At 68.2% G+C, this 21,730-nt stretch carries 10 protein-coding genes; 1 reads left to right on the top strand and 9 read right to left on the bottom strand.

The genetic code is table 11. The features are described 5' to 3' along the window. Positions 1-94: 94 nt before the first annotated feature. The 4 genes from CA234_RS12325 to CA234_RS12310 all read right to left on the bottom strand — a co-directional run bounded on the left by CA234_RS12325 (position 95) and on the right by CA234_RS12310 (position 15,735). A complete protein-coding gene (locus tag CA234_RS12325; RefSeq protein ID WP_206431181.1) occupies positions 95-412 on the bottom strand; it encodes a hypothetical protein in 318 nt (105 codons plus the stop codon). A gap of 69 nt (positions 413-481) precedes the next feature. Then, positions 482-11,842 carry a hemagglutinin repeat-containing protein gene (locus CA234_RS12320; protein WP_126001819.1) on the bottom strand — a complete coding sequence of 3,787 codons (11,361 nt, stop codon included), beginning with the start codon at positions 11,840-11,842 and terminating at the stop codon, positions 482-484. Positions 11,843-11,872: 30 nt separating this feature from the next. Next, positions 11,873-14,266 (bottom strand): filamentous hemagglutinin N-terminal domain-containing protein, encoded by a 2,394-nt coding sequence (locus CA234_RS12315; RefSeq protein WP_126001818.1) that lies wholly within the window; start codon positions 14,264-14,266, stop codon positions 11,873-11,875. Continuing rightward, complete coding sequence (locus tag CA234_RS12310; protein ID WP_164521798.1) at positions 14,263-15,735, bottom strand: ShlB/FhaC/HecB family hemolysin secretion/activation protein; 1,473 nt, start codon at positions 15,733-15,735, stop codon at positions 14,263-14,265. Before CA234_RS12310 ends, CA234_RS12315 begins: the two co-directional genes overlap by 4 nt. A gap of 96 nt (positions 15,736-15,831) precedes the next feature. Here CA234_RS12310 and CA234_RS24370 point away from each other — a divergent pair, with 96 nt between their 5' ends. Continuing rightward, positions 15,832-15,996 (top strand): hypothetical protein, encoded by a 165-nt coding sequence (locus CA234_RS24370; RefSeq protein WP_164521797.1) that lies wholly within the window; start codon positions 15,832-15,834, stop codon positions 15,994-15,996. Positions 15,997-16,505: 509 nt separating this feature from the next. Here CA234_RS24370 and guaA read toward each other — a convergent pair. The 5 genes from guaA to CA234_RS12285 are packed head-to-tail and all read right to left on the bottom strand — an operon-like array spanning position 16,506 to position 21,584. Next, positions 16,506-18,065 carry a glutamine-hydrolyzing GMP synthase gene (guaA, locus tag CA234_RS12305; protein ID WP_125972541.1) on the bottom strand — a complete coding sequence of 520 codons (1,560 nt, stop codon included), beginning with the start codon at positions 18,063-18,065 and terminating at the stop codon, positions 16,506-16,508. A gap of 49 nt (positions 18,066-18,114) precedes the next feature. Beyond that, positions 18,115-18,816 carry a YoaK family protein gene (locus CA234_RS12300; protein WP_125972539.1) on the bottom strand — a complete coding sequence of 234 codons (702 nt, stop codon included), beginning with the start codon at positions 18,814-18,816 and terminating at the stop codon, positions 18,115-18,117. A gap of 11 nt (positions 18,817-18,827) precedes the next feature. Beyond that, positions 18,828-20,288 carry an alginate export family protein gene (locus CA234_RS12295; protein WP_241213478.1) on the bottom strand — a complete coding sequence of 487 codons (1,461 nt, stop codon included), beginning with the start codon at positions 20,286-20,288 and terminating at the stop codon, positions 18,828-18,830. Continuing rightward, positions 20,281-20,706: a DoxX family protein gene (locus CA234_RS12290; protein ID WP_126001816.1), complete on the bottom strand. Its 426-nt coding sequence runs from the start codon at positions 20,704-20,706 to the stop codon at positions 20,281-20,283. Before CA234_RS12290 ends, CA234_RS12295 begins: the two co-directional genes overlap by 8 nt. 2 nt (positions 20,707-20,708) lie before the next feature. Continuing rightward, a complete protein-coding gene (locus tag CA234_RS12285) occupies positions 20,709-21,584 on the bottom strand; it encodes a glyoxalase (protein ID WP_126001815.1) in 876 nt (291 codons plus the stop codon). Between the last annotated feature and the right edge of the window lie 146 nt (positions 21,585-21,730).

The raw sequence follows: 21,730 nt of genomic DNA, 5'->3' as shown, positions 1-21,730 counted from the left end.
ACTGCGAAGCTATGTGATCTCGCCTGTTAAAGCGGGAATCCCGCCAATTTTCCTCGCTAGACGCGGCGACCGCTTTCACCCCTTCAACCTTAACTCAGATATTGCCTTCGGACTGCCCCTCGGGAGACGTCGCCGTCTCGCCCGATCGCCCCATGCCGATCTCCGATTCATACTCAGCACTAATTGGCTCATCTAAAAAAAGCTCGTGTATTTCCTTTTCTCCAACTCCCCGGACCAAAATACTCAAACGATCATATACTTGAACTTCAATCAATCCCCACTCTAGAAGAGCAGCAAGATATCCTTGCCATATCAGTGACACGCTTTCGGTATTACGCCAATTTAGTTGACGTACAATTCTGTTTTTAATCTCTTCTTCCGTTGGGCAATTTTCCATCATCAAATTCATCATTTTATCCTCGGTACAGAAATTTCACCTTCTGAAGTAATAATGGTGATATTTTGTATCTTCAATTTCCGATCAGCCCCCATAAGCACGGCCAATAGCACGATATGCAACATATTTCGTCATTCCATCCTGTCCGCGGGCATCTATAATTATGTTACCCGATTGGCCACGCGCGTCCATGATGGTGCTTGATATAGATTTCGAGATACCATCTATCGTCTTATTAGCAATATTGTTCACCGTCTTCAATTCATAACTGACCCCATCAATAATGACGTCGGCAGTTCGATTCGTTGATGTAGGAATGATTTCTACAGTTCGCCCAGCGACAATTAGATCATTCACAAAAGATTTTTCTGCAGAAGTTAATCCATCAACTGAGCCAACTAACCTGCCTGGGCCGTATACGCCCCCCCCGCTAAGAAGGTCACCTTGGCTGTGTGCAACATTCGTATATGCTCCGCCAGTGTTCGCTGGCTCAGGAAGCTCAAATCCTGGCAGAGGCGGCGGCGGGATTGGCGTCACCAGCGGTGGCGTTCGGATGTCGTCCGGGTTTGGTATGGGCGTACCTAGCTGCAGATCGGGCGGCGGCATCGGCGGCCGGCCCTGCAGCGGGGGCAGCGGCGTAGCTACCGGCAGGGTTTCCGTGTTTGGCTTCGCCGATGGATCGACGGGCGTCATCGTGCTGGGCGAAGACGGGGTGTTGAGCCCGACGTAGAGGTACGCTGCTCCCAAAGCGAGCCCTGCCCCTACAATCGCCGCGTTGCCATAGGGGCCCTTCAGCTTGGTCAAGGCGTTGATCGCCGCGCCCAATTGCGGCGTGTATCGAGCCACGAACGAACTTCCAGGCGACGTAGCGAGAACTTCGATTTGCGCCGGGGTAAAGCCCAGGGATGCCAACTTCGCCAGAGCGGCGGCCGCTTCTGCCTCCCGCTGCTTTCCCACAACATTCTGGTTACCCAGGGAATAAGCGTCCAGCGCGGCCTGCTGATCGGACGACAGCGTGCACATTTCCTTGGCATTCGCACAAGCGCTGACCTTGTCGAACGCCGACAGCCCGCCCAGTTTGTTCACGGCTTCCCGGAACGCTGGATCCTTTTCGTAGACCTCCGCAACCGGAAGACCATGCTTCCCGTCAGGACTATAGAGCCCCATTGGCGTCGTCGTGGAGTTGTTCTGCGTCTCGAGATGCGCCGACGTCACGGCACTCTGCGCGTCCAAGCCCGCAGCGGAGGCGACCGCTGCGACGATCGTCGCCACCAGATTGTCGCGTGCCTGCTGCTCCGCGAGCGTCAGTTGCTTGCCGTCCTTATCGGTTGCGGTCGTCTTCCCGGTCTTGAGAAGATCGTTCAGCACGACCGCTGCCGCGGCGCCCATCGCTCCGCTAGCACAGTCGCCCGAGCCCCCGGCCGCGCTGCCGGCACAGCCGACCAGTCCCTGCAGCGCGGCGCGGGCCTCTTCGCTATGGAGCTTGTCGGCGATGTCCTTGACCTTGCTCGTCGCCAGGCCCTGCAGCACGTTGACCGCCGCTCCCTGCACGAGGCTGGTGAGCGAGCCGCTTACGTCCGATCCGGCAGCGCCGTTGATCGCCGTGAGCACAAGCCGCCCGGCGCCACCGGCACCCCAGATCGCATAGGGGTTGGACTTGGGATCCCTGTTCGGATGCTCTTCAGCCCATTTCTCGGCCTCGGCTGCCTGATGGCTCAGGAACGCCGTCGTCTCCGCGGCCAACGCCTGCGCCGCCTGGAAGCCCTGGGCGATTTCCTGGCGCTTGGCCTCGTCGAACTGCTGGACGACTGCGCCGGCATTGGCGCCGCTGGTGTCGCGGCGGATCGTCTGGGCGAGCGCGGCGCTGGCGGCGTCGCCCGAGGTGATCGTGATCGTGCCGTTCGCGATAGCCGAATAGGTCGTGCCGGACTGGTCGCCGCTCGCCCCCATCGCCATCGGCGGGGTCGCGGTCACCGTGCCCAACCCCTTGATCGGCAGCCCCGGCAACGGCGTGGCGCCCTGCTGCGAGGCTTGCCCGTCCTTGCCCGCCTTGATCCCACCGATGCCGCCGCCGATCGAGGTCTGGCTGGCGTCCCAGGTCTCCCGGTTCTCGAGGTCGCTGGCGTGGAGCGTGCCGGTGGTCAGGCTGTTGTTCGAAGGATCCGCCGTGCTGGCGATCACCGCGCCGATCAGCGACGTATCGCCCCCGACTTTGATCGCAAAGCCCTGGTCGCCGGCATAGATGCCCGCCTGCTCGACCACGCTGGCGAAGTCGCCATTCTGCTTGCCGTTCGAGAGATTGCCCGAGACCGAGACCTGCCCCGTGCCGAACGCGAAGCTCGCCCCCACCGAGGCGCTGTGCGAGCTGGACTGGTAGGTGCTGGTGTCCTGCCGGCTGGCGATCGCCAGGCTGCCGGCATCGACCACCACCTTCCCGCCCGAGACGATCGCCCCGTCCAGCCCCAGCGCGCCCGGCGTCACCAGCGTCGCGGTGCCGCCGGCGGTCAGCACGCTCTCGACGTTGGTGACCTGGGTGCCCATGTAGTTGCTGTTCGACGAGGAGAGGCCCACCGAGATGGTCGGGCTCAGCTTGGCGAGACCGGAAACATTGTCGCCATTCTTGTTGAGCTTGAGCTCGGAGGTGACGCCCAGCGTGAAGCCGCTGCTCTTGGCGTTGCCGCTCTGGCGGTCTTCCTCGGTCGCTGCCGCCAGCGTGATCGCGCCGTTCGCCGCGAGGGTGAGGTTGCCCTTGGCGTCGACGGTGGAGCCGCGCACGTCGATCGTGCCGCTGGCGCCGGTGCCGTTGGCGACGATCGTCACGTCGCGGCCGTTCACCGCACTGCCGACCACCGTCTCGTCGTGCGTGGTATTGGTCGAGCTCGACTTGGAGATGCCGAAGGTCGCGCCGACCGAAATGCCGAGATTGCCTTGGCCGCTGTTGATCGTGCTCGCCAAGTCCTTGCCGGCATCATAGGCGTTGACCGCCGCCACGCCGCCGGCCAGCCCCGCCACCGCAGCGACGCGGTCGTTGCCGGTGCTGGTCGCGAGCTGCGCCATGTCGGCGAGGTTGCCGACGCTCTGCAGCAGCTGGCTCTGCACGCCGATGGTGACGCCCACGCTCGAGGTCTTGGTGGTCTGGGTGGTGTCGCGCACGTCGAGCGCGTTGGCGATGCCGACCGACGCGCCCTTGAGCAGCACGTCGCCGCCCGCCGCCACCGTGCTGCCGGTGATCCCCAATGCTCCGCCCGAGACGATCGCGAGGTCGCCCGCCTGGGTGCCGACCACCGATCCGACCTGGGTCACGTCGGTCGTGCTGCCGGTGGTGCTGGTCTTGGCGACGCCGAGGAACAGCCCGCCGCCGCCCAGCGAGAAGCCGCTCTTCTTCACCGACGAGCTGCTCTGCTCGGTATCGGTGGTGGCGAGCGTTCCGATCGTCACCGGGCCGCCGGCGACAAGCGTCAGCCCGTTGGAGGCGACCAGGTTGGCGCCGGTGATCGTCACCGCGCCGCTCGCCGTCACCGTGCCGGTGTCGCCGGACAGGGTGGAGGCGACCGCGGTCTCGTCGTGCGTCGTCGTGCTGGTGCGCTTGGTGGTGGACGAGAACAGGCCCGACTTCTTCGAACTGGTGTCGACGCGGGCGTCGACCGTGTCCACCACACCCGACAGCGTCAGGCTGCCGACATCGACGCCGAGCGCGCCGCCGGCGGTCACCGTCGCGCCGGCGATGTTCACCGCACCGGAGCTGAGGAGCGTGAGGTCGCCGGCCGCGTCGATGGCCGAGAGCTGGTTGGTGGTGCTGGTCGCACTGGTGGTGGTGTTGCTCTTCTTGCCGGTCTGCGCGCGCTTTTCGAGCGACGCGGTCTCCTCGGCCGAGACGATGGCAACGCCCTGGCCGCCGTAAAGGGTGATGTCGCCGGTGGCCTTGTCGGTGGTCTTCACCGTGCTGCCGGTGATCGTCAGCGCCGCACCGGCGGCGAGCGTCAGCGGGCCCGCCGCGGTGACGCTGGTGCCCACGAACGCGGTCGAGGTCGTGGTGCTGCTGGCGTTGGTATATTTGCCGGTGCGCTCGGACTGGGTGGTCGTGGTCGTCGCGCTGGTGCCGCCGAGCGACAGGTTGCCGCCCGCGCCGAGTGCGGCGGTACCCCCAGCGCTGAGCGTCGCGGTGGTGAGCGTCATGTCGCCGCCGGCCTGGAGCAGCAGGTTGCCGCCCGCGGCGATCGTCGCGCCGGTGATCTGCTCGGTGGTGGTGGCGCTGTTCGACCAGTGGCGGCTGTCCTGATAGCTCGCGGTCGCGCTGTGGCTGGTGCTGGAGACGGTGGTGGTAACGAGATCGCGGCCGGCCTGGAGCGTCACGCCCGCATCGGCGCGGATCGTGCTGCCCCCGGCGAGCAGGATGTCGCGCGCGGCATCGGCGATCACCGAGCCGCCGGCGATGGTCGCGCCGCTGGCGTTGACGATGTCCCCGCCCTTGGCCGCGAGTGCCACGATGTCCTTGGCCTGCAGCGTGCCGCTGTTGGTGATGCCGCCGCTGGCGGTGATCGAGACGTTGCTGCCCGCGATCAGCGCGCCGCCCGATATCGCCTTGGCATCGTTGGCGGCGAGATAGACGACGGGGACGAGCACGTCCTGCCCCTCGACCTTGCTCTGAACGTACCAGACCATCGGCTCGGTGAGCGCGGCGACCTGCTCGGCGGTCAGCGCCACGCCGAGCTGGAGGCCGAGCCCGGCCTGCGCCTTCTCGGCATTCTTGAGCAGGCCCTGATATTGGTCGAGCGCCGAGCCGAACTGCGAAAGCTGCGCCTGGCCGCTCTGCGCCTGCACCTCGCGCGAGACGAGCAGCGCTTCGAAGAAGCCGTCGCCGAGCCGGGTGTAGGTGGTCGCACGGTCGGGCGAGACCCGGTCGAAGAACCATTTGGAATCGTAGAGCGCCGCTTCGGACGAGAGCGCGGGGTTGCTGCTGAACAGCGGGCCGGACGCCGGGTTGGTGTTGTAGGTGAACAGCGAGGGGGAATTGCCGGTGAGGTTGAAGCTGGCGAGGAACCCGCCGAGGAAGCTGCCGAACGCCTGGTTGGCAAGCGTCGGCGCGCCGCTGCCGTTGAGCCCGGCGACGAGACCGGGGACGATCGCCGAAGCACCGGGCCGTATCGCGCTGGCGGCTCCGCCGCTGCCGAGCGTGCCGCCGCCGATCGTCTGGCTTCCCAGCCCGATCGCCGCTACGCCGCCCGCGCCATCACGCACCTGGCCGACGACCTGCGCGCCCTGGATGTTGCCGGTGCCGAGGCCGGACAGGTCCCCTCCGGCACCCGCGGACGGATCTAGGCCCGGGAGGTTGCCGACCTGCATGCCGTCCTTCGTCCGGCTCGCGGCGGCGACACTGCCACCGCCCTCAAGCCCGGCCACCGAGAAGGCGAGACCGCCTTGTCCCTTCCCGGCAATCCCGCCGGAACCGCCGCGGCCCGCCGCGGACCCGCCACCGGCAGCAACGCCGCCGCCGCCGGCGACGCCGCCCGCGCCGCTCGCCGATGCAGACGCGCCATTGCTGGCACTGCCCGTACCTGGGGCCCCGGCTCCGGGCGCACCAGGGGAGGCATGCTGGACGAGCTGGGACGCGGTGTAGCTGTCGGTGCCAACGAGATTGTTGGCGATGTTCGCGAACGCGCCCGCGTTCACTGCGACAACACCCCCGGCTCGGATTACCGTTGGCGCACCAGACAATATGGAATTTTGGGCGCTGCCATTTCCGGCAACCTTGATGAGAAGATCGCTGATGTTGCTTACGGTGCCAGATGCGGAAATGCTGATGTTCCCGCCTGCCAATATGCTCGAATTTTGATTAGTTACATCTCGACCGCCATTGATGCTGATGTTTGATGCAGCCGATATCGAAGAAGCCCCAGTGATATAATTGAGAACATTCTCAGACGCCTTGTATTTCTTGACGAACGTATGCCCAGATGCGCCGCCGCCGGCATCGGGAAATGTCGTCGTTACAACGAGTGTATCCCCGCCATCCTGAACTGAACTGACGTCTTCAGCCCCGACCATCTCCCTCCAGGTCGAGCTTCCGTACTTCCTGTACATGGCAGTCCATTCCGCCATGTAGATCCCGTTCTCGTAGAGCTCGACATCTCCACCTGCTCCACCGCCAGTCAGAGAGAAGTTCTTGATTACGTTGCTCAACGAACCGCCGGTCAGCGCGATCTGCACCCCGCCCCCCAGCGACTGAATCGTCGCCGACAGGTTCGCCACATCATGCGCGGTGATCGTGATGTCGCTCTGCGCCAGGATCAGGCCGTGGCTGCCATTGCCCTGGTTGTCGCCGACATAGTCGTTGGTCAGCGCGCCGCCGGCGGTGAGCGTCAGGCGGTTGCCTGCATAGATGGTGCCGACGTTGTACAGCGATCCCGCCGCCTGCAGCGTCAGGTTGCCCGAGGTCGCCAGCAGGCCCGAATTGCTGATATTCGCAGCGCTGATCCAGTAATTGCCCGAGGGCGCGAAGCTGCCGCTGTTGTTGAAGTCGCCGCCGAGGAACAGGCCGGCATTGTCCGCCTTGAACGCGCCTGCGCTGTTGACGAAGGCGCCCGCATCAGTTTGGGTGACGACGGTCGCGGCGGTGATCCCGCCATTGGCGCCGCGGGCGTCGTTGACGATGCTGCCGCCGGCGGACTTGAGGAACACCACCCCGTCGGACCACAGGCTGCCCTGGTTGGTGAAGCTGCCGCCGGTCTGGATGTCGAGGTTCGCCGAGCCGCCGATGTCGCGGCCGACGCCGGTCGTGTTGCCCGCACCGCCGCGCACCGTGATCGAGCCGCTGCCCGTCACCGTCGCCGTGCCTGCCGCGATCGTCACGCGTCCGTTGGATGCGGTCGCGCCCGACAAGGTGATGTCGCCACCCGCGCGCAGCGACACCAGGCTCTGACCCGAATTGTACCCGGCGAGGTTCAGCGTCGAGCCCGTCAGCGACAGGCTGGTGCCCGCGACGAACTGCGCGGCGCTGGTCGACCGGATCTCCCCGCCAGCGCCCACGGTGAGGCTACGCCCCGCCTGCACCGAACCGTCCAGCACCACCCCGCCGCCATCGGCGGTGAGGTTCAGGTCGCCTCCGGCGATCACCCCCATCTGTACGGCATTGCCCGCGCTGTCGCCGACATAACGTGCGCCGATCAGGAAATTGCCGGCGGTCAGCGAGAGATTGTTGGTGGCGACGAGCTGGGCCGAGCCATCGACGATCACCGCGCCGGGCAGTGTCATCAGGAGGTTGTTGCCCGCGCTGATCTTGCCCGCGATCCGCGCCGAGATCGGCATGCCGTCCACCGCATAACCGATGCCATTGATGCTCGCCGTGTCGCTGCCTGCAAAAGCGTTGCCGCTGGTGAAGGTGACGTCGTGGCCGGCCTGCACCAGTCCGGCGGCCCCCACCGTTAGCGTGCCGTCGACGAGCTTCAGGTCGTTGCTCGCGACGAGTTGCCCCTCGATCGACAGCGCGCCGCCGGCGGTAGTGATCGTCACGTCGCGCCCGGCGGCGAGCCGGCCGCTCGCGCCGATGCTGGTGTTGGCTGCGGTGAACGAGACACTGCCGTTGCTCGCGGTCAGCGCGCCCTGCAGGTTCAACGACGCCAGGCTGCCGAGCGTCGCATCGCCGAGATAGGTGGCGAGCGTTGCCCCGGCGTTCACCGTCAGCGAGGGTGCCCCGCCGTGGAAGCTCGACAGACTAAGGTTGCCATTGGCGACGTTGGCGCCGCCCACCGTCACGCTGTCCGCGGTGAGCGCAAGCGCGCCGGTTGCCGAAAGGGTGCCGAGGCTCGCCACCGTTACGGCGCGCAGGCTGACATTGCCGCCGGCGATGGCCGGGGTGGCCTGTGTCGCACCCGCCCAGGTCTGGGAGCCGGAGGCCAGGGTGACGTTGCCACCGCTGGAGAGATCGATCGCCCCTGGTGCCGAGAAGATGCCGGACGATGCGAGGTCGCCGCTGGTGGTGATCGCCAGCGCCCCGCCCGTTGCGACCGTACCGGCGTTGGAGAAGCTGGCGCCGGAGAGCGTTACGTTGCCGACGCTCTTGAGGTTGCCGCCGCTCGCCACGGTAAGCGCCGGGATCGACCAGTTGATTGCCCCGCCCGCCTCGGCCGTGCCGGTAATGGTTACGTTGCTCGCGGTCACCCCGAGCGTGCGGTCGGCATGGAGCAGACCACCGGCAGTCAGTGTCGCAGCGCGCAGCGTCGCGTCGCCCCCCACCCCGCCCGCCGAGGCGGTCGCGACGATCGAACCGGCGTTGGCGATGGCATCGGCGCTGAGCGTCAGCGAGCCGCCGCCCGCACTCGCGCCCGAGCCGCCGGCAAAGATGCCGCTGCCGGCGAGATTGTCGATGCCGCCCCCGGCCACGCCGAGCGTCAGGTCGCCCAGCGCGACGAGACTGCCGCCCGAGCGATAGCCGCCACCGTTCAGCGCGACCGAGAGGTTCCGGTTCGACTGGAGCAGGGTTCCGGCGCCCAGCGTCAGGCTGGTGCCCGTGTAGCGGAAGTCCGCATTGGTGATGGCCTGGCCGCCGTCGAGCAGCGTTGCCGCGGCCGTGTTCAGCGTCAGCGCACCCGCCGCATAGACGCCGCCGCCCCGATCAAGCTCGCCGCCCAGTGCGACGCTTGCGCCAGCCAGCGTAACGGCGCCGTTGTTCGCCACGATCGCGCCGGTGGAGGTCAGCGCACCAACGCTGGTCAGCGCAATGTTGCCCACGGGCGCACCCGCTACCGTCGATCCCGCGGTGATGGCGCCATCGTTGCCGAGCGCGCCACCCGCCGACAGGCGAAGATCGCCCAGCGTCTCGAGCCTGGCGCCGTGCAGCAGCGCGACATCGCCGCCCGCGGTCAGCGCGACGTCGCGCGCGCTGGTGAGGCCGCCCAGCGTGGCCGCGCCGGCGATATCGACGACGATCCCCTCGCCCGCCGACAGATTGGTGCTGTTCAGGCGTTGCGCGGTCAGCGACAGGCTGCGCCCCGCCGCGACGCTGCCGTCATTGACCAGCGCGCCGCCCGCGCGGAGCGTCACCGCCCCCAGCGTCGACAGCGTCCGCGCCGCATCGGCACCGGTGCGATCGGCGCCGAGATGGAGATCTCCGACCGTCGTGATCGACACGTCGTTGTTGGCGGCGAGCACGCCCACCGCGCCGATCGCGCCGCTGCTCGACAGGGTGAGCAGGCCATCGCTGCCCGTGCCATAGGCGGTGATGCGCGACGCGACGCCCAAGCTCAGATCGCCGCCGGTCGACGAGACGTCGACGTTCCGCGCTTCGATTGTACCGGTGAGATCGAGCCCGCCCGCCGTCGAGCGGACCGACACCGCGCCGAGACCGACCAGGCTGCCGCCGATCGTGCCGCTGTCCGCGATCAGCGCCATGTCCGCGCCCGCCGACAAGGTGCCGCTGCTCGACAGCTGCTGCGCGTTGAGCGCGAGTGCGCCGGTCGCGCCGATCGCCCCGGCATGGGTGAATGCGCCACCCGCGGTGAGCGTCATCGCACCGATCCCGGTCACCTGCCCGTCCGCCGCGCTGGTACCTGCCTGCAGCACGCCCTGCGCCTGCACGGTGAAGGCGCCCACGCTTTCGGCGGTGAGCGATTGCGCGGCGGCGAGCGCCCCGGCCACCGTGACCGCGTTCGCCGAGCGCAGCTCGACACGCTGCGCCGAGACCTGTCCACCCTGGAGCAGCGCGATATCCCCGCTGGTGCTGGCCAGCGACACGAGGCCGTTGCCGCGGATCATGCCGCCCAGCGACAGCCCGCCGCCCTGCAGCGCGACATCCCCCAGCGCGCTGCTGGTCCCGCCATGGCTGAGCATGCCTGCCGCCGACAATCGCAGCCCGACGTTGGAGGCGAGCGCCGCACTCTGCACGAGCGTTCCGCCGCTCGTCACGTCGATGCCGCCCAGGCCGGTGACCGTGCCGCCCAGCGTCGCATCGCCCAGCGCGGCCAGGATCACGCCGCCATTGGCCTTGGCATCGCCGGTGGTGCTGAGCGTCGCCGCGTCGCCGCGCAGCGCCACGAGCGTGCCGCCCAGCGTCACCTCCTGCCCGGCGAGGTCGACGGCGCCCGTGGCGTTCGACACGGCGGCAAGCTGCAACGCCCCGCCCGCTCGGATCGACAGGTCGCCGACGCTGGTCACCTGCCCCTGCGCGTCGATCGACCCGGCCGCAATGGTGCCCGCGAGATGCAGGTCGCCGGTGCCGGTGAGCGCGAGCTTGCCCCCGGCCAGCAGCGTGCCGTTCGCCGCGAGCGAGGTCGCAGAAAGAGCGAGCGCACCCGACGCCTGGACGGTTGAGCCCGCGCGAAGCACCGTCGCCCCGGCGGTGAGGCTGAGTTTGCCCGCACTGGCCAGGCTTCCGGCGATGTCGCTCGCACCTGCCGAGGCGGTGATGTCGCCCAGCGCAGTGGTCGTCCCCGACAGCGTCATTGCGTCGCCGGCCGAGAGGTCGAGGGTACCGTTGCCCGCGATTATTCCCGCAAGCGCCAACGTCGTGCCGGTAAGGCTCAGCGCGCCGTTGGCGGCGATCCTGCTGTCGGCCGCGCCGGTCAGCGCGTCGAGCGAATGGAAGCGCGCCGTGCCGCCCGCCTCGATGTCCGCAGCGGCGCCGATCGCCAGTGAGCCGGTCGCGTCGATCGACAAGGCGCCGGTGGCGAGCAGCTTGCCGCCGACGGTGGTCGCACCGCTGCTGGTGAGCGCCAGCGCACCGCCGCTCTGGGTGTCGCTGCCGACGCCAAGCAGCAGCGTCCGACCGGTGATCGCCACGCCGCCGGTGCCGACCGTTGCGCCGGTGAGCGTCACGTCGCGCGCGTCGAGCTTGAACGATCCGCCGGAAAAGGTGCCCGAGGACAGCACATCGCCCGCGACCTGCACCTGCAGCCCGGTCTTGGCGGAAAGCGTGCCCGCATTGCTGAAGGCGCCACCCACGCCCAGCAACAGGGGGCCGCCGTTCGACGAAATCGTGCCGAGATTGGCGAGATCGTCCTGCACCGTGATCGCAACCGGACCCGCCGCCGCCAGGCTGGCGAGCGAACCGACCTGCAGCGACCCCGCTTGGGCGGTGAGCGCGCCGTCGCTCCAGGCGGTGCCGCGCACCGTCAGAACGTGCGCGGCAAGCGCGGTGAGGTCGCCCTTTGCTGCGACCGTACCGGCAATCTCGATCTCGTCGGCCGTCAGCGTGACGGCGCCGCTCGACGCAAGCGATCCCGCGGATGGCGCAGTGGTGGCACCGATCGACGGCAGATTGAGTGCAACATCGCCAGTTGGCGTGGCGGATGCGGGCGGCGTGGTCGTGCCGGTGCCGCTATCGCCAGTAGCCCCCCCGCTGCCCGAGCCGCCGCTACCGGCATCAGCGCCACCGCTACCGGGCACGGTGCCCGGCGGCGTGCCCCCCGCGCCGCCGCCGACCGGCGCTTCCGCCCCGATGCGCAGCCGCATCGCCGCGGTGAGCGCTACGTCCTTCGCAGCCTAGATGGTACCGGCAAGGCTCAGATTGTCGGTCCCCGCAGTGATCGCCACGGTGTCGTTGGCCAGGATCTGACCGGGAATGGCGACAGTGGCAGCGTTCAGCGTCAGAGCGCCGCCGCTCGCCAGGGTGCCGCTCAGCACCGCCCCAGCCCCGGCATCGATCGTGGTCGCGCCGCTTGCGCTCACGCGGCCGCCCAGCGCCAATGCCTGGGCCGCGTGGATGTCGAGCGTCGCGTCGCTCTGCAGCGCGCCCGACAGCGAGACACTTGCGCCCGATAGCGCCATGCCGCCCTTGGCATAGGTCGTCGAACCGGATGCGAGCGCCACATCGCCGGAGGCCGCAACGGTGAGCGCGCCCTGCACCGACAGTGCCGCCGCCGATTGCAGCGACGCCGCAGCGAGCGTGGCACTGCCGCCTGCATAGACGGTACCCGCCAGCGTAGCCGCGCCGCCGGCCCGGACGTCGAGCGCAGCGCCGCTCTGGAGAAGCCCTGTGGAGGCCAACCCGGCGCCGCTCGACACGCGCAGCGCGCCGCCGGCCGCGATCTGGCCTGGATTGGTGACGGCACCCGTCGCCGCGAGCGTGAGGTCCTTGTCGCTGGCGATCAGCCCGGCATTGTCGAGCTGGCCCAGATCGAGCCGCGACGTGGCTGCGCTCTGCAGCACCGCCCCGGTGGCGAGGGTCAGGATCGTGACGTTCGCGTCGATGTCGTGGAGACTGGTCGCCGACCCGGACAGCGCGAGGTCGGTACCGGTGATCCGCAGCCCCGTGCCCGCGGCCGTGGTCCCCGACAGGCGGAGCGACGGCGCGGTGAGCTGCAGCGCGCCTTGCGCCTGCAGCGTGCCGGTCGAGATGATCGTGCTGGCGGCACCGAGCGTGAGATCGGCATTGCTGCCGACGCTGCCGCCGATGCGCAGCGTGTCGGCCGTCAGCGCGAGCGCCCCGTTCGTGCCGATCTGCCCGCCGATCGCAAGCTCACGCGCCGCGGCCAACCGCGCGGCGCCGCCCGCTACCAGCGATCCGCTAAGGTCGATGGCATTGCCGGCCAGGGCGACGTCGCCTGCGGCACTCACCGCGCCGCCCAGCGCCTGACTTCCCCGCGTCCGCAGGGTAACCGCGGCACCGGCGAGCCGCCCGCCCGCCGCCTGCCGGACGCTGTCGCTGTCGAGCCGCAACGCACCACCCGAGGCCAATGTCGCCGTGCCGAGGTCGAGTGTCCCTGCAGCGTCGATCCACAGCGCACCGGTCCCGCTGAGCGCACCGTTGGCGTCGAGCCCCGCATAGATGCCGGTGCCGGGATCGAGTGTGACGTCGCCGCCCGCGCTGAACGTCACCGCGCCCAGCGCCCCGGCGACCTCGCCGCGCTGTCGGATCGCCTGCCCGGTCACGCTGAGCGCGCCGCCCGCATAGGTCTGGCCCGACAGCGTCACGCCGCCGCCCCGCGCGGCGATCGTCGCGTCGCCCGAGGCGGTCGCCCCGGCAAGCGCGATCGCGCCGTCGCTGGTGATCGTCAGCGTGCCGTCGAGCGCCGCGACGGTGCCCTGCAGGTTGATGCCGAGCCCCGCCCCCGTCCCGATCAGCCGGATGCGGTTGGCGTACATGCCGCCGAGCACCGAGGAGTCGATCGCCACGCCGGTCCGCGCGCCCGCGCCTTCGGCATTGGCGGTCCGGCTCGCATAGTCGACCGTGCCGCTGCCGCTCGCGATCAGCAGGTCCTTGGCATAGAGGCTGGCATTGATATGCGTCGCCGCCGCGATGATGTCGAAATAATCGACATTGCCGCCGAGCAGCCCCTTGCCCTCCACCGTCACGTCGCTGCCCTCGGCGATGCGGAAGCCGCTGAACGCCCCGTCGGCGCCGAAGCGCAAGCTCGCCGCCGCCAGGCTCACCCGGCTGGTGTTGATGAAGCCGCAGCCGTCGCAGGTGATGCCGGTCGGATTGGCGATGACCAGCGCCGCGCGCTGTCCGAAAATCTCCATCGGCCCGGCCAGCGTGGTGCGCACGCCGCCGGTGACTTCGTTGAGGATCAGCGATGCCGACCGGCCGTCCTTCAGGTTCGGGTTGGCGATCAGAAAGCCGCCGATCGCGCTGTTCCCCGTCGTCGGGCTGTTGGCGAAGATCAGGCCTTCCTTGCCGACCGACATCCGCGTGAAGACGTTGTACGAGGTGCCGCTGGCATCGGGCGTGGCGATGTTGACGATCGGCGTGCCCGCCTGCGTCACGTCGAGGCCGGTGCGGCTGTTGGCCGGCTGCAGCGGCGGCGTCGCGACGGGCGCGCTGGTCTGCGCCCGTGCCGGCGAAAGCGCGGAGGTTGCAAGCGCCGCCAGGATCAGCGTGCGCAGGGCGCCGCGGCGTGCACGGGCGGAAGCGGTATGGGCGACGATCGTCTTCACAGCAGGATCCTGATGCTGGAGCTGAACAATGCCTGGGGATGGCGCACCCAGGCGGGCGCGGTGACCGGCACAGCCACGGTGAGTTCGGCCTGGACGTGGCGGCTGCGCGCCATCAGCCCGGCGCTCATCGACTGGAGCAGGCCGCGCTCGAACGGGTCGCCCGCGACCGGGCGGATGCCGCCCACGTCATAGGCGAGATAACCCGAGAAGCTGGTGGCGAGATGCGGCTGCGCCTTGAGGACATCGACGATGCCGAAGCCGAGCTGCTCGCGCAGCGACGCGCCGGTTCGCCCGGAAATGCCGTCGTCGCGGAAGCCGCGCACGGTGGAGCTGCCGCCCAGGCTGAAGCGATTAGCGGGGAACAGGTTGTCGAACCCCCATTGCCCGCGAAGCACCAGCGTATTGGTGAGCCGGGACGGGCCAATCGTCAGCGGCGTCTGCGCCGCCGCGTCGAGAGTCACCCGGTGGTAGCGTCCGGTGGCGCCCCCGGGTCCGGTGTCGACCGTGTGCGCATCGAGCAGCCCCAGCCCCTGGTCATAACCCTCGGAGAGGCTCAGCTGGGTCCTGGCCAGCCGCCGCTGCCAGCGCGCGCCCAGCGTGCCGGTCACAATGCGGTAGCTGCTGGACTGCAGCGCAATGCCCTGGACGAAGTTGCGCGTGTCGAGCAGCGCCAGCCCGCCGGTGAGCGAGAACTTGGTCTTGGCATCGCGGAACACCATCCGCTCGAGCGTCGCCGCACCGGTATAGGTGCGGCCGCGCGTCGCGAAGCGCAGCCCGTTCCCCGACAACACCGACCCATAGCTGGAAAAGCCGCTCGACAGCGACAGCGTCCACCAACCATGCGGCAGCGATACGAAGCCGCCATAAGCCAGGTTGCGCCGCTCGCCATCGTCGCTGGCGGCACCCTGGTGATAGAGCAACCAGCTATCGGCGATGCCGAGCAGCGAATCCATGTCGAGGCTCTTGGTCGCCTGCCAGCGTCCGGTGCTGGCAGCACCTTCGTTGTTGATCGAAACCGAGGGCCGTATCCAGCGCGCCAGTGGCTGGCGGGTGACCAGGACAACGCTGGTGCCGGGCGTATCGCCGGCTGCAATGTCGATCTTGGGATCCCCCTTGGCCATGCGGCCGAGCTGGTCGACACCCTGCTCCAGTGCGCGAAGGTTCAGCCGACCGCCTGGCCGGGCGGGAAATGCCGCAGCGATCTCGCTGCCGCCATAACGCTTGCCGCTCCCCGCGCCCTTGAGCCCGCCGAGACGCCCTTCGATGACGGTGATGGTGAGGATGCCCGATTTCAGATCCTGCGGCCCGACCACCGCGCGGCTCGTCACGAAGCCGTCATGTACATAGCGATCGGTGATCGCGCGCAGCACGCCGTCGATCGCGCCGATCGTAACGCAGTCGCCGCGGAGCGTACCGAGCGCGTCCTCGAAGGTCCCGGCGCGGTATCGGTCGGCACCGGCAAGGCGCACATTGCGAACCGCTACGCAGCTCCCATTGTCCGCCACCGGGGCGATTTGGGACTCGATGGTGCCGCCAGCGGGAGGCCGGGAGCGCGACTGTTCAAATTGTTCGGCGCGATCGCGCGCCTGCTGCTGTTGCTGCTCAAGAATGCGTTGCGCTTCGCGATCGACCTGACCGGCCGATTGCCCCATCGCCGGCTGCGGCAGCAATATCCCGAGCGATACAACGACTATACGCGTCGTCGACCACTGCCCCTCCAGTGTCGATAACTTCCCCACAAATTGGGAGGTTAGATATTTTTGTTGATATACTCCAATATGTTCGTAGTTACGGCCGCAGTAACCAAACTCCACGCTGAACGAAAAAGGCGTGATGGCCGGCGATAGCCGATCTAGATTTGGCGCCGCGCGATGTGCTGTCTACCGAGCTACAATCAGCTTCCGCGGCAAGGACGGACAAATGCCCTTCTGGCAACGCCGCACCCGTGCATCGCAGCGTTTTCAGTCTCCAACTTCACCACGAGCGGAGTCACGACTGCGACCTTCGGAACGAAGGTCGCAGTCAAAGAGTCGTCACTGTGACCTGCCGAGTCGACTCAAACACATCCTCTGCAGTAGTGCGCCTCCACCAATAATTGCATTGCAAAATACCTGCCGAGGCTCCTGAAAGGGGCAGATAGATCGCTTCAATTAGCCGTGCGGTTGCCTCTGCTAGTTTCAGAGAACTACAGGATTTTTCGGACACATCGCTTGATTTTCAGCTAGCGCCAGAAGCAGCCTCATTCCCACTCGATCGTCCCGGGCGGCTTGCTCGTATAGTCGTAGGTCACCCGGTTCACGCCGCGCACCTCGTTGACGATGCGCGTCGCCACCCGCGGGAGGAAGCCGGCGGGGAATTCGAAGGCCTCGGCGGTCATGCCGTCGATCGAGGTCACCGCACGCAGCGCCAGCACGCTGTCATAGGTGCGGCCGTCGCCCATCACGCCGACGCTGCGCACCGGGGTGAGCACCGCGAAGGCCTGCCAGATCGCGTCGTAGAGCCCGGCATTGCGGATCTCCTCGAGATAGATCGCGTCGGCCTTGCGCAGGATGTCGCAGCGTTCCTTGGTGACCTCGCCGGGGATGCGGATCGCCAGGCCGGGCCCCGGGAACGGATGGCGGCCGACGAACACGTCCGGCAGCCCAAGCTCGCGGCCCAGCGCGCGGACCTCGTCCTTGAACAGCTCGCGCAGCGGCTCGACCAGCTGCATGTTCATCCGCGCCGGCAGGCCACCGACATTGTGGTGGCTTTTGATCGTCACCGACGGGCCGCCGGTGAAGCTGACGCTCTCGATCACGTCCGGGTACAGCGTGCCCTGCGCCAGGAAATCGGCGCCGCCGATCTTCTTCGCCTCGGCCTCGAACACGTCGATGAAGGTCTTGCCGATGAACTTGCGCTTCGCCTCGGGGTCGGTGACGCCGGCGAGGCCGCCGAGGAATAGTTCCTCCGCGTCCACATGGACGAGCGGGATATGGTAATGCTCGCGGAACATGGTGACGACCTGATCGGCCTCGCCGGCGCGCATCAGGCCATGGTCGACGAACACGCAGGTCAGCTGGTCACCGATCGCCTCGTGGATCAGCACCGCAGCCACCGCGGAATCGACGCCGCCCGACAGGCCGCAAATCACCTTGCCGTCGCCCACCTGCGCGCGGATCTCGGCGATCTTGGCGGCGCGGAACTCGGCCATGGTCCAGTCGCCCGACAGGCCGCAGACATGGCGCACGAAGTTCGCCAGCAGCTTGGCGCCGTCGGGGGTGTGGACGACTTCCGGATGGAACTGCATCGCATAATAGCGCCGCTCGTCATTGGCGATCACCGCATAGGGTGCGCCGGGGCTCGCCGCGACCGGGCGGAAGCCCGGGGCCAGGTTCGCCACCTTGTCGCCATGGCTCATCCACACCTGGTGGGTTTCGCCGGTCTGCCACAGGCCGTCGAACAGCGCACAGCCATCGGCGATCTCGATAAAGGCGCGGCCGAACTCGCCGCTGTCGCCCAGCACCACCTGGCCGCCCAGTTGGTGCATCATCACCTGCTCGCCGTAGCAGATGCCCAGCACCGGCAGGCCACTGTCGAAGATCTCCTGCGGGACGCGGGGGCTGCCCTCGTCGAGGACCGAGGCGGGCGAGCCGGAGAGGATGATGCCCTTGGGCTGCATCCGGGCAAAGGCCTCGGCGGCGGTGGTGAAGGGGGCGATCTCGGAATAGACCCCGGCTTCGCGAACGCGGCGGGCGATCAGCTGGGTCACCTGGCTGCCGAAATCGACGATCAGGATGGAGTCGGTGTGCTGGAGCGTCATGGCTGGCCGATAGGGAGCGATCGCCGGGCTGTCAAAGGGGTGCGGACGATCAGGGCCGCAACGGCTCGGCAGCGATCGGATGGCGCACACAGGCGAGCGTGCCGACCAACACGGTAAGCCCCGCCACCAGCAGCGGAATCGCCAGGCCGTAGCGGTTGACCAGTACCGCGCCGAGGAACGCGCCGAGCAGGATCGCCACCACCGCCGCAAGCCGCCGCCCGATATTGGGGTTGCGTCCGCCGGCGAAGTGCGAATCGGCGGCGATGCCGGTGAGCGTCAGGGTGAGTACGGTGGTGGTGATGTCGGGCACCTTGAGCTGGCGGATCGTGGCGTTGCGGAAGCCCATCGCGATCGCGGTCAAGGCGATGATCGCGAACACGCAGGTCTCCGGCAGGATGCCCATCGCGCCGGCCCAGGCGGCGACGCCCGCGGCCACGCCGAAAAGCGCCGCCTCGGTCACCGCTGCCAGCACCAGCCAGCGCCGCAGCGGCTGCCCGGCGAGATGCGCGCCAACCTTGCCCGCCACCAACGCGCCGACCAGGAAGGATGCCAGCGCCACGATATAGGGCGCGATGGTGAAGCCCGGCGTGCCCGCCGCCGCGAAGCCGAGGAATACGATGTTCCCGGTCATGTTGGCGGTGAACACCTTGCCCAACCCGAGCACGCTCACCGCATCCACCAGCCCGGTGGTGACGGACAGCAGTAGGAGCAGCGGCGGTAGCGGGGAAGCGGCGGTCTTGGGGTCGGCCATGGCGGGGGTCCTCAGAATCGGAAATTGCCTTCCAGGCCGATCATCCGGATCGGACGGGGCGCGCCAGCCTCGCGCAGGAAGCGGCCGGCCTGGAAGAAGGAAATCGAGGCGGAAAGCTCGAGCTCGGAGGTCGCCTGCCAGGCGATGGCGCCTTCAATCTGCTTGCCGATGAAGCGAGCGCGGCTGGCGCCGGGCGCGCGGAGCAGGTTGCCGGGGATGTCGTAGACGCCGTCCGCCCTGCTGTAACGCCAATAGGCGCTGCCGGCGATGCTGGCGGAGACGCCCTTGCCCAGCGTGCCGGCGATGCGCGGGTTGAGGTTGATCAGGTTGTACGGGCCGACCGGCGACAGCTCGCCGAAATATTTGCCCTTGGGGAACAGCGCGTTGAACGTGCCCAGCCGGCGATCCCCGGCATGGCCGTCGCCGCTGATCACGTTGAAGCGCAGCACCGCGTCGGGTGCGAAGGGCAGGCTTGGCAGCGTGCGACCAAGCTCGGTGCCGAGCGTCCAGGCGGCGATAGGCCCATCGGCGAAGCGACCGAACTGGGCGACGCCCTCGATATTCCAGTGCCAGTCGTCGCGGGTGCCATAGACGCGCGCGCCGAAGCTGTGGCGCAGCTCGCGGCCGGTGCGGGTGCCGAACTGCGCGGTGCGGTTGCGATAACCGAGATAATAGAGGTCGATGCCCGGCAGCACCGCATAGGCGCCCCAGAGCCGCTTGGTCGGAGAAGTGCGGTCGTCGAAGGTCCCCGGCCGCGGTGCCACTGGCCCGACGGCGAGCAGGCTGATCCTGGCCTGGCCCACCGCGACGATCCCGCGCACGCCGTCAAAGGCGAGCGGCACATTGGGGCCGTAGCGCGTGCCGATCAGCCGTTCGGTGCCGAGTGACAGCATCTGCCGCCCGCCGCGCAGGGTGACCGCACCGAGATCGAGTTCGGCAAAGCCCTGGAGGAGGTCGGTTCGGGTCTGGTCCACGGGGCTCGCGGCGGGGCGGACACCGGCGGCATAAGCGAGGATCGGCTGGGCAAAGGCGCGGACGCGGCCGATATGGAGATCGGCATAGGGCAGCGCGCGGGTCCAGAGATACGCGTCGTCCGGCGAGGCCGCGTTGCCCAGGGCGTTGTTGGCGAAGGATTCGCCGCGCAGCCGGACTTCGATGCCGGTGGAGAGCCACGCATCGCCCCCGAGGGGGAGGTATTTGAACGGTCCGGTCCAATGGTGCGCGCGCTTCTCGGCATCGGCGAGATCGGACCAGTCCTCGTCATAGCGGGTGATGCTGAGCGTCGGCGCCTGCCAGGGTTCGGGGGCGGGCACGACTTGTCGTGAATCCGCAGTCTGCGCTCCCCTCCCGCTTGCGAGCTTCAGGCCGGTCAGGCCCCCGGCCTGACCGGCCTGAAGCTGGGTCGGGGGAGGGGCGGACGGCAGTTGCGCGGCGGGCGCCACCAGCACCATCGCCGCGGCGAGGCTAGCCACGCCGCTTCGCCTGCTCCGCCACCAGCGCCGCGAGGATGAAGCCGCCGATCAGGCCGAGATGCTCGAAGAAGGCGTTGGTCGCGCCGAACCGCTCGGGGCCCGGGGGCATCGTCCAGAAGGCGTTGGCGGTGAAGGCGGCGAGCAGGGTGAACACCCCCAGCATGCCCGCCCCCAGCCAGATCCAGCGGCCGGTGAGGATCAGCACCGGCCCGATCAGCTCCACCGCGATGGTCAGCGCCGCCCAGAGCGCGGGCGGGTGCATGCCGAAATGCGCCTGCTCCGCCACCGCCCCCTGCCAGTCGGCGAGCTTGACCAGTCCGCCGAGCAGATAGGCGCCGACCAGCAGCAGCCGGGCGAGGAACCAGGTCGGCCGCCAGTCGAGAATGGCGTCGACGAAGCGCGGATCCGGCGTCGCCATGGTCACTTGGCCGGGGCGCTGTGGATCTCGGCGATATAGCCGCCGGGGAAGCGCACGATCGCCGCGCGCCCACCGGCTGCGGCGTAAGGCTGCACCAGCGTCTCGACGCCGGCGGCCTTGGCCTTGGCGAGCGTCGCGTCGAGATCGGGCACCGCATAGCCGGTCATGTCGCGACCATAGGGCCAGGGCAGCAGGCCGTCGGTGACGAACACCACCATCTTGCCATAGCCGCTGGTGATCGAAATGCGGCGGATCGTCTTGCCGGGCTCGCCGACCTCGGCACCGGGTGCGGCGCGGTCATCGGCGGTCACCGTGCCCCTGGCATAGCCGACCCAGCTCTTCACGAAGCGATCGGCGACGTCCTCGGTCAGGTAGATGCGGTTCTCGGGCACCGTCTCGAGCGGCGTGTAGCTGGGTTTGGTGGTGTGCCAGTAGAGCTGCATGTTCACGCCGCCCGGCCACTGGATCAGCGAGTCACGGCCAATCGGATCGGGGAAGGTCACCAGCCGGCGGACCGCGCCGTGCTGCAGGGCGGCCTTCACTGCGGCGTCGATGTCGGTCACCAGATAGCCGGTGCGCTCGTCGCCGAAGGGGAAGGGGATCGGCGTCTTGAACCCGAATACCGAGACGGTGCCGGCGGGAGTCAGCACCAGCTGCGACTTGGTAAGGCTGGTGGTGGGCGTCACCTGAAACACGCCCTGCTTGCTCGTCGTGCCGCCGAAGGTGCCTACGAAGCTGGTGACGAAACTGTCGAACTGGTCTTCCGGCACATAGACGTGGGTGGTGTCGTATTGCGGACCGACCGAATAGTCGGCGGTCTGCTGGGCGAGCGCCGGGGTTGCGATGACGAGGGCGGAGGCGAGGAGGAAGCGGCGCATGGCGAAACTCCTGGAGGGATCGCTCCCCTCCCGCTTGCGGGAGGGGCTGGGGGAGGGAATGACATGGAAGAAGCGCTGAGGCGGCCCAGCCCCACCCCTAGCCCCTCCCGCAAGCGGGAGGGGAACGCAGGTGGATGGGGCAGCCC

The organism is Sphingomonas sp. ABOLE, assembly GCF_003950455.1.
Classification (GTDB): domain Bacteria; phylum Pseudomonadota; class Alphaproteobacteria; order Sphingomonadales; family Sphingomonadaceae; genus Sphingomonas; species Sphingomonas trueperi.
Note: the sequence above shows the minus strand (reverse complement) of the source record. Positions and strands in the feature narration are given on the sequence as shown.